Origin of the sequence: Cellvibrio sp. (assembly GCF_046347455.1) — a bacterium.
Lineage (GTDB): Bacteria > Pseudomonadota > Gammaproteobacteria > Pseudomonadales > Cellvibrionaceae > Cellvibrio.
Window position 1 is genome coordinate 125,303 of the sequence record NZ_JAXMGC010000006.1, and the last position, 8,969, is coordinate 134,271.

Sequence of the window (8,969 nt, forward strand, 5' to 3'; positions counted from 1 at the left end):
GCCTTAATTAGCGTTTGGGTAACTGGAGAGAGCTGTTTCTTCCTTATAAAGCTTAAATAAGAAATAGATGATCACCGCGATCCCTATGGCCGATGGAATGAGTTGCGACCAAGGCTGCCAGAGTCGCACCACATTACCGACAAGTGCAGATAACATCCCAAACAGCGCGGAAAGCAGCTTATAAACGTGTTCGTATCGCCAGAGATATTTATGCCAGTCGTTTGGGAAGAAAAAACGTACGCTGTCGTAAATCAACACAAATGCAATAGCGCCGAACGTGGAGATGGCAATGGTATTGGTTCCGCCCGTTTGGGAGGTGACGGGCGGAAGTAGAGAAATGAGAAAAACCGTAGCGATTAGTGTCCAGCAGGCATCAAAAAAAGCCGGCCGTTGGGTTCGGCGTTTGGCTGCGCGCCACCCACCGACCAATTGGTAAAGTACGAGCAGTGTTATGACTGCAAAGTTAGGCATAAACCGAAAACACACCAAACCCACGATGGCTGAAAAACACACCATGAGCGTGAATAGGCAGAACAGATTCCCCAGCCGGTTATGAATTCTGGTGCCTTTTTCCATCGCCAAAATAGCGAAGCCGAGCAGCAAAGCGGCAAGGCCAGTGCCGGCGTGAACGAGGATGTTGGTGAGGTGTGGGCTTATCATTGGCTGTGTCTTATATATCTAGAATGCAAATGAGAGTTTGAATCATGCCATGCGTTGAACCGAGGTTTGGTAAATCTTGAGCGCTCGCGCCAGAAAAAATCCGCTGCTTAAGCCGAAGAGCAGGCAAGCACTGATTACAAAGATAGGCGTGTGAACGGTTTCGGGATGTAAAGCCAACAAAACGCCAACGAGATATTTGGTAAAGAAAATCACCAGAATCATCACCATGGGCAGCCAGCTTCCTGGAACCCGAAATTGCTTGTCGTCAGCCAAGTAGGTCGCGCCTCGTGGTGATGAAACCCACATATTAAGGCCGAGTGCCACACCAATACCGAGCCCCCAAGTCGCAAGGCTTTGAATCTGTAACCCAAAGCTGGATGCTATCCCCAGGGCTGATAGTACTAACATCACCACGGGTAAAATGATTAAGCGCTTTATGGAAAGCAACCGAGTTTTGGTTTGTGAGTAGCCTAAAAAGAGCAAGCCTATCAATAAACCGAATACCCAAACTGGGGTGTGTTGGAGAATTTGTAACATGGTCTGTGTCCTTTATATGTTGTAACAACCCTTGTTAACGCAAGTGAATAGTAATGAGCGTTTTGTCTGCAACGGAAAATGTTGCATCTTTAAAATCAGGTTGCCCCATTGCTCCGCCGTTATTAGAAAAGCCGTATCCCTCCGACGGAATTCCTAGGAGGTTGGTGTCCAATGCGCCGTTTTCATTTTCGTCCTGAAACAGCTTTATTGCGTAATTACCTGCAGGAACATCGCCAAAGTTGACCGTCATCGTTTCGCCAGTCACTGCCAATTTTTGGCTGCTAAAAGTAGCTTTGTTTGTTGCGTAGCCGGCTTCAGAATTATGCAGTGCAATCATCATCACACCTTTGGTGTTTTTGATTTTATCGATAGTCAGTGTTAACTCATGAGCCATGCTGTTTGATGAGGCTAGCGTACTTAAGGCAAAGCTGCTTAAGAGAAGTGTGAATCGAAAGCGTTTCATAGAATTTCCTCGTTGTGTTTGATTAACGAGGCCAGCTTAGGTCTTGGTATGGTTTTGCGAGAGTGGGATCTGTCATTTTTTCACCCGTGACATTTAGCCTATGGTGGGTGTTCAGCTGATGAATTAGTCTTGACGATTAATCTTTTACCGAGCGCCAAAGGCGCATCGTCTTTTTGGCTGCTACATGAAAAATATTAAAATAGAACATTTGCTCTTAACGCTGGCGGGCTTGAGCACATGGGCACTGGTGGCGGCAGTGGAGCTCTCAGCACTGAAGGAGTTTCGGCACTGGTACTGGATGGCATGTGGCTATTTGGTGTTTATCCTTCTTTTATTGCCAATCTCTACAGGGCGACTACATCGCGTTGACCCACGCGTTGGCAAAGTCTTTCTTTCAGTTCAGCTTGTGCTCGTGTTTGTCATTTTATTTGCGCACCCTTGGGTGCTTGCACCTGTGTTGCTGGTTATTTGGGCCGGTTGTCTACCCGAATTTTTCACGCGGCGTCAGTCTATTGCGCTTGTACTGATAAGTTCGCTGATGTTCGGCTTGAGTTCTCGACTTGACTGGCATGGTTTTTCCTCGCTAATCACTGCCTTGAGCTACTTTGGTTTCCAATTTTTTGCGCTAACCTCATCTTTTGCCCGGGTAAGTGAGCGTCATGCTCGCGAAAATGTTGAGCAGTTGAACCAAAAGTTACTCGCCACAAGGAATCTGCTAGCTCAATCAAGCCGGCAAGAGGAGCGCGTTCGTATTGCAAGAGACCTGCATGATGTTTTAGGTCATCAACTTACAGCCTTAAATCTACAGCTCGAAATTTTGCAACATAAAGCACCGGATGAATTGCGTGAATCCGTCCAGCAATCGAAAAGTCTTGCCAAATCGCTGTTGGAAAATATTCGGCAAGTGGTACGTGATCAGCGTCATTTATTATCCTTGGATATTCGCCAAGCCGTGTGGGCATTGTTAGTTCACATTCCGCAGCTTCAGGTGAATATTGAGGGAGAATTGCAATTAGATTCTGTGCAGTTGGCTGAACAAATCGTTTTTTGTATCCAAGAAGGCATTAGCAACGCGCTTCGGCACGGTGGTGCTACGCGTATAAACCTGACGTTGGAGCAACAAGCGTGCGCGATCAACATTTTCTTGGAGGATGATGGCCGAGGTTTAGTTGCAGGTTCGCACAACGGAACGGGCTTAGAAGGTATGCGCGAGCGTCTTGCTCCCTACGGCGGCTCAGTGGAATTATCGAAGCTCGCGCAAGGTTGCCGCTTGGCAATCTCTTTAACAACTGCATCTAACAATGGCTGTAAGGATTTACCCAATGATTAAGGTTGGTTTGGTTGATGATCAACAATTGGTGCGCGAAGGTATTGCGGGCTTGTTATCTCTCTCGGGCAAAACGGAAATTCTTTGGCAGGCAGCTAACGGTGCCGAGGCGCTCGAAAAATTAAAAAGCTCCTCAGTGGATATTCTATTGGCGGACATTCGCATGCCGGTTATGGATGGCATAACGCTTGTACAAAAACTTCGCGAATTGGGAATTACCACTCCGGTGATGATGTTAACGACCTTTGATGACAGCGAACTATTTGCACGGAGTTTGGATGCGGGCGCCAATGGCTTTTTATTAAAGGATGTATCCTTGGAAAAGCTCGTCCATAGCATTGAGTCCTTGGTGAGTGGAGGTTTTGTAACGGATAACCTCATGCTCAAAAAATGGCAGCAAGAAAAAACGCTCCCACCGGTCGCAGTGGAGTTAACCGATAGGGAATTGCAGATTCTGCGGTTACTGGTTGGCGGAATGTCCAATAAAGAAATAATGCGGGCGGTGTTTTTGGCTGAGGGTACGGTGCGAAATCACGTATCGAATATTCTTGCCAAGCTCGAGTGCCGCGATCGAACCCAGGCTGTAGTAAAGGCATTGGAGTTGGGCTTGGTGTGACTCCAATTACTCAGATGCGATCTGGTTGCGACCGTTTAGCTTTGCTTCGTAGAGGCACTTGTCTGCTCGTGTAATTAAACTCTCTAGCGAATCGTTTTCCCTGCGCGATGTAACGCCACCGGATACGGTGAGTTTGCCTACCACTGGAAAGTCGTCGTTACTAATTGCTGCGCGCAGTCGTTCGGCAACTTTCACCGCATCTTGCTCGGTAATCCCAAGAATTAATACCAGAAATTCCTCGCCACCCCAGCGAATTAAATGCCCGTCGCTGCGTAGTGCGCTGCTCAATCGTTCAGAGAATTGCTGCAATACTTTGTCGCCCACAACATGACCGTGAGTATCGTTAATGGGTTTGAAGTGGTCGATATCCAGCATAATCACGCTACCGACGGTGCGGCTGCGCATAAATTCATCCAGCAATCGCTGACCGCCCCAACGGTTGTATTGCTGGGTTAGGGCATCGCGCTCAGCCAAATTGTGCATTTGGAAGTTCGCGTGTTGTAGCCGCTGCAACTGCATGCGGGCTCTGCGTTGAAAGGGTAGCAAAATCAATAAAAGGAAAATCGCTAAGCCGTAGCTCATAAACATTTCGCGGCCGCGTGGAGTCCACAATTCCTCTTTGTGTGTGAGCAAATAACCCAAAATAGGAATGGCGTTTAAGCTCCATACAATAAGAATGAATGCGAAAGCGCGACGCGGCGGTAGCAGCACCATGAGCACGACAATGAGGATGACGAAGAAGGATGAAATAGGGGGGAAAACATGGGTCAGCAATACATTGGCAGAGTGAGTTGCTTGCCAAGTGAAATACCAGGCGGGTAATGAGAGTGCAAAAATGGCAACACTGAAGGCAGAGTAGACAACATTCAACACATGCTGTGGGCGCTGCAAGAGCCAAAACACCATAAGAAGATTAGCTATGGCGACTAGTGGCGGGATGATCAGATCCATCAGCTCGGGGTTGGGTTCTACATAATGCAGAACGGCGCCTGCAGTAGCAGTAAATCCCGTGAGCACAAGCATGGCGAGCACACCACGGTAAAAGGTGCGTTCATCTTTGGATTGGTTATACATCAATGTTCCAGTACAGCTGATTGAGACGCATGTGTGTAGCAGTTGCGTGCTGAAAATGCATAATTCGACGCCAAGTATCATATAGGGTTAGGGTAATAACAAGCCGTTATTCCGGTTTGGCCCGTTGGTACCTTACCAATGACGACCACTTGGCATTTTGAGTTTCCGGAGGCGAGTTTTCCTATCGGCCTAGAACCCCTTAAGGGCGATCTTTACGCCTTCGCAGGTCAATTTGAATTCCTGCCGGCCCATAAATCCAGTACAATGCGCGCCTCTTTAATTCGCTCCCCCTAAATCCACAGACGCTTGAGGCTCAAATCACTATGCTGATTCTGCGTGGCGCCCCCGCTCTTTCTAGTTTCCGTACCCAAAAACTGCTGAATACTGTGCAACAACAGGCTCCTGCGGTAACCGGGATTTCCTCTGAGTTTGTGCATTTTGCCAATGTATCTGCACCTTTGACCGACGCGCAGGCGCAAGTGTTGAAACAATTGCTAACCTACGGCCCCAAGGTCGAAGGCGAAGTGAATCACGAGGGTGAGCTTTTCTTGGTGGTTCCGCGTTTGGGCACCATTTCTCCCTGGGCATCCAAAGCGACTGATATTGCGAAAAATACAGGTCTTGATTCAGTAAAACGCGTTGAGCGCGGCGTTGCTTATTACGTTCAAGGTGCTATTTCTGCTGCTGAGCGGGCAGCCATCACTGCAATTCTTCACGACCGCATGGTAGAAACTGTGTTCAATAGCTTCGATGCTGCGGAACAAATTTTCAGTGCCCAGGAGCCAGCGCCACAAACTAGCGTGGATATCCTTGGCGGTGGCCGCGATGCCTTGGTTGCGGCTAACAAGTCTTTAGGTTTGGCTCTGGCCGACGACGAAATCGACTACTTGGTAGAGGCTTTTAAAGGCCTCGGCCGCAATCCGGTCGATGTAGAATTGATGATGTTCGCCCAGGCGAACTCCGAGCACTGCCGTCACAAAATCTTCAACGCATCTTGGACTATCGATGGCGTTGATCAAGAGCGCAGCCTGTTCAAAATGATTCGCAACACCAACGAAGTGGGCGGCGATAATGTGCTTTCTGCCTATTCCGATAACGCGGCAGTTGTGGTTGGCCACGAAGCAGGGCGCTTCTATCCAAACCCCGAAACCAAAGCTTACGAATACACCCAACAACCTATTCATATGCTGATGAAGGTTGAAACCCATAACCACCCAACCGCCATTTCTCCTTTCTCGGGTGCAGGCACAGGTTCAGGTGGTGAGATTCGCGATGAGGGCGCGGTAGGTCGCGGCTCTAAACCAAAAGTAGGTTTGACCGGGTTCACCGTGTCTAACCTGCAAATCCCGGATTTCGTACAGCCTTGGGAACAAGACTACGGCAAACCGGGCCGCATCGTGACGGCTCTGGATATCATGATCGACGGCCCCCTTGGCGGCGCTGCGTTTAATAACGAGTTTGGTCGCCCCAATATTTGCGGTTACTTCCGTACCTTTGAAGAAGACTTTGACGGCGAGCGTCGCGGTTACCACAAGCCCATTATGTTGGCGGGCGGTTACGGCAATATCAAAGCAGAGCATATTGAAAAGCCGCCGTTTAAAGCTGGCTCCAAATTAGTCGTGCTGGGTGGTCCGGCCATGTTGATCGGCTTGGGCGGCGGTGCGGCCTCGTCTATGGCTTCCGGCTCGTCCTCGGAAGATTTGGATTTCGCATCTGTACAACGCCAAAACCCAGAAATGGAGCGCCGTTGTCAGGAAGTGATCGACGCGTGCTGGCAACAAGGCGACAAAAACCCTATCGCGTTTATCCATGACGTGGGTGCGGGTGGTTTGTCCAACGCATTCCCTGAATTGGTAAAAGACGGCGGCACCGGCGGCAAGTTTGAATTGCGCAATGTGCCAAACGATGAGCCGGGCATGAGCCCCTTGGCAATTTGGTGTAACGAATCCCAAGAACGTTACGTGTTGGCCATCAAGCCAGAAGATTTGGCTCACTTTGAAGCCATTTGTAAGCGTGAGCGTGCGCCTTATGCCGTTGTCGGTGAAGCGACGGACGAAAAGCACTTAACCCTGAACGACAAACACTTCGATGCAAAACCTGTCGATCTACCCATGTCAGTTCTCTTCGGCAAACCACCAAAAATGCATCGCGTTGCGGAGAAACACAAAGCAGCGGTGAGTGCGTTCTCAACCGAAGATATCAACATCAACGATGCAGCCGAGCGTGTGCTTAAACATCCCGCGGTTGCGAGCAAAAGCTTCCTCATTACTATCGGCGATCGTTCGGTAACCGGCATGGTTGCGCGCGATCAAATGGTTGGCCCGTGGCAAGTTCCTGTGGCGGACCTTGCGGTTACCGCCGTAAGTTACGACTCTATTAAAGGCGAAGCCATGAGTATGGGCGAGCGCACTCCGCTTGCTTTGTTGGATGGCCCAGCGTCTGGTCGTATGGCAATCGCAGAAGCAATTACCAACATCGCGGCAACTCGCATTGAAAAATTGTCGGACGTAAAACTCTCTGCCAACTGGATGTGCGCCGCTGGCCACAAAGGTGAAGATGAGAAAATGTATCGTACTGTGCAAGCAGTCGGTATGGAGTTGTGCCCAGAACTCGGAATCACAATTCCAGTCGGTAAAGACTCCATGTCTATGCGTACGGCGTGGCAGGAAAACGGTAAAGCGAAAGCCGTTACCGCGCCTTTATCCCTGGTAATTTCTGCATTTGCTCCTGTGGTCGATGTTCGTCAAACATTGACTCCGCAATTGCGCACCGACAAAGGAGCAACCGATTTAATTTTGGTCGACCTTGGCAACGGAAAAAATCGTTTAGGCGGTTCGATCCTCGCGCAGGTTTACAACCAAATGGGTGATGTTCCTGCCGATCTGGATTCTGCGGCGCAGCTCAAAGGTTTCTTTAATGCGATGCAAGCTTGTATCGCTAACAACGAAATCCTTGCGTACCACGATCGCAGTGATGGTGGTTTATTTGCAACGCTCGCCGAAATGGCGTTCGCCGGTCACGTTGGTATAGACGTAGATGTTGAATGCTTAGGTGACGATGTTCTTGCTGCTCTGTTTAACGAAGAAGCGGGCGCTGTATTGCAAGTGGCGAAAGATAAAACCAACGCTGTGCTCGATCGTTTTTTCGCGGCTGGCGTAACCCACGCAAAAGTTATAGGTACATTGAACGACGAAGACACCCTGCGTATCACGCAAAAGGGCAACAGCTTGTTCGATCAATCGCGCGCGGTATTGCAAAGCCTCTGGTCAGAAACCAGCTACCGGATTCAAGCCATGCGCGATAACCCAGAATGCGCGAAATCTGAATTTGAAAATATTTTGAAAACTGATCCAGGTTTGAGCGTAAAACTGTCTTACGATCAAAACGACGATGTTGCTGCGCCTTTTATTAAAACCGGCGTGCGTCCATCCATTGCAGTGTTGCGTGAGCAGGGTGTAAATGGTCACGTTGAAATGGCCGCAGCGTTTGATCGCGCCGGATTCAAAGCAGTTGACGTTCACATGAGCGATTTGTTGGCTGGTCGCGTATCACTCAAAGACTTTAAAGGTCTGGTTGCTTGCGGTGGTTTCTCATACGGCGACGTACTTGGCGCTGGTGAAGGTTGGTCGAAAACCATTTTGTTCAACAACAAAGTGCGTGATGAATTTGAACAATTCTTCCACCGCAACGACACCTTCAGTTTGGGGGTGTGTAACGGTTGCCAAATGATGTCTAACCTGAAAAATTTAATTCCAGGCGCAGATCACTGGCCGCGTTTTGTGCGCAACCTATCTGAGCAATTTGAAGCGCGTTTTAGTTTGGTTCAAGTTCAAGAATCGTCTTCAGTTCTATTCAAAGGCATGGCTGGCTCGCATATGCCAGTAGCCGTTGCTCATGGTGAAGGCTACGCAGAGTTTGCTAACGAAGCAGCGCTAAAAGCCTGTAACGAAAGCGGTACTGTGGCTATGCGTTTTATCGACAATCATTTGAACGCGACAGAAACTTATCCTGCGAACCCGAACGGTTCACCGCTGGGTATTACTAGCGTGGCAAGTAAAGATGGCCGCGTGACTATCATGATGCCGCATCCTGAGCGCGTGTTCCGCGCAGTGAGCAATTCATGGAAACCGGACGATTGGAAAGATGACGGTGCATGGCTGCGTTTGTTCAGAAATGCTCGCGTCTTTGTGGGCTAATTGTTGCGGTAAATAAAAAAGGAGGCGAAAGCCTCCTTTTTTTCTAAGCATCGATCTTTGGGCCCCGATCTTCCACATCTTTTACCGTTGAATACG

7 protein-coding genes are annotated in these 8,969 nt (G+C 49.2%); 3 read left to right on the plus strand and 4 right to left on the minus strand.

What is annotated here, in order from left to right:
• Positions 1–3 precede the first annotated feature (3 nt).
• The 3 genes from U1F02_RS12280 to U1F02_RS12290 are packed head-to-tail and all read right to left on the minus strand — an operon-like array spanning position 4 to position 1,660.
• A complete protein-coding gene (locus U1F02_RS12280) occupies positions 4–660 on the minus strand; it encodes a hypothetical protein (protein ID WP_409990694.1) in 657 nt (218 codons plus the stop codon).
• 42 nt (positions 661–702) lie between these two features.
• Complete coding sequence (locus tag U1F02_RS12285; RefSeq protein ID WP_409990695.1) at positions 703–1,197, minus strand: DUF6622 family protein; 495 nt, start codon at positions 1,195–1,197, stop codon at positions 703–705.
• Between the two features lie 34 nt (positions 1,198–1,231).
• Complete coding sequence (locus tag U1F02_RS12290) at positions 1,232–1,660, minus strand: DUF2141 domain-containing protein (RefSeq protein ID WP_409990696.1); 429 nt, start codon at positions 1,658–1,660, stop codon at positions 1,232–1,234.
• A gap of 184 nt (positions 1,661–1,844) precedes the next feature.
• Here U1F02_RS12290 and U1F02_RS12295 point away from each other — a divergent pair, with 184 nt between their 5' ends.
• Both U1F02_RS12295 and U1F02_RS12300 read left to right on the plus strand, forming a co-directional pair.
• Positions 1,845–2,990: a sensor histidine kinase gene (locus U1F02_RS12295; RefSeq protein WP_409990697.1), complete on the plus strand. Its 1,146-nt coding sequence runs from the start codon at positions 1,845–1,847 to the stop codon at positions 2,988–2,990.
• On the plus strand, positions 2,983–3,603 hold the full coding sequence (locus tag U1F02_RS12300; RefSeq protein WP_409990698.1) for a response regulator: 621 nt from the start codon (positions 2,983–2,985) through the stop codon (positions 3,601–3,603). Before U1F02_RS12295 ends, U1F02_RS12300 begins: the two co-directional genes overlap by 8 nt.
• Before the next feature lie 6 nt (positions 3,604–3,609).
• Here U1F02_RS12300 and U1F02_RS12305 read toward each other — a convergent pair whose 3' ends face one another.
• Positions 3,610–4,677, minus strand: a complete 1,068-nt coding sequence (locus U1F02_RS12305; protein WP_409990699.1) for a GGDEF domain-containing protein — start codon at positions 4,675–4,677, stop codon at positions 3,610–3,612.
• Between the two features lie 323 nt (positions 4,678–5,000).
• Here U1F02_RS12305 and purL point away from each other — a divergent pair, with 323 nt between their 5' ends.
• The gene (gene purL, locus U1F02_RS12310) at positions 5,001–8,873 is read left to right on the plus strand and encodes a phosphoribosylformylglycinamidine synthase (RefSeq protein WP_409990700.1); all 3,873 of its coding nucleotides are present in this window, start codon (positions 5,001–5,003) and stop codon (positions 8,871–8,873) included.
• Positions 8,874–8,969: the final 96 nt, after the last annotated feature.

Excerpts from the sequence above, each read along its gene's own strand:
- U1F02_RS12280 (WP_409990694.1), bottom strand. The coding sequence starts at position 660 with ATGATAAGCCCACACCTCACCAACATCCTCGTTCACGCCGGCACTGGC.
- U1F02_RS12285 (WP_409990695.1), bottom strand. The coding sequence starts at position 1,197 with ATGTTACAAATTCTCCAACACACCCCAGTTTGGGTATTCGGTTTATTG.
- U1F02_RS12290 (WP_409990696.1), bottom strand. The coding sequence starts at position 1,660 with ATGAAACGCTTTCGATTCACACTTCTCTTAAGCAGCTTTGCCTTAAGT.
- U1F02_RS12295 (WP_409990697.1), top strand. The coding sequence starts at position 1,845 with ATGAAAAATATTAAAATAGAACATTTGCTCTTAACGCTGGCGGGCTTG.
- U1F02_RS12300 (WP_409990698.1), top strand. The coding sequence starts at position 2,983 with ATGATTAAGGTTGGTTTGGTTGATGATCAACAATTGGTGCGCGAAGGT.
- U1F02_RS12305 (WP_409990699.1), bottom strand. The coding sequence starts at position 4,677 with ATGTATAACCAATCCAAAGATGAACGCACCTTTTACCGTGGTGTGCTC.
- purL (WP_409990700.1), top strand. The coding sequence starts at position 5,001 with ATGCTGATTCTGCGTGGCGCCCCCGCTCTTTCTAGTTTCCGTACCCAA.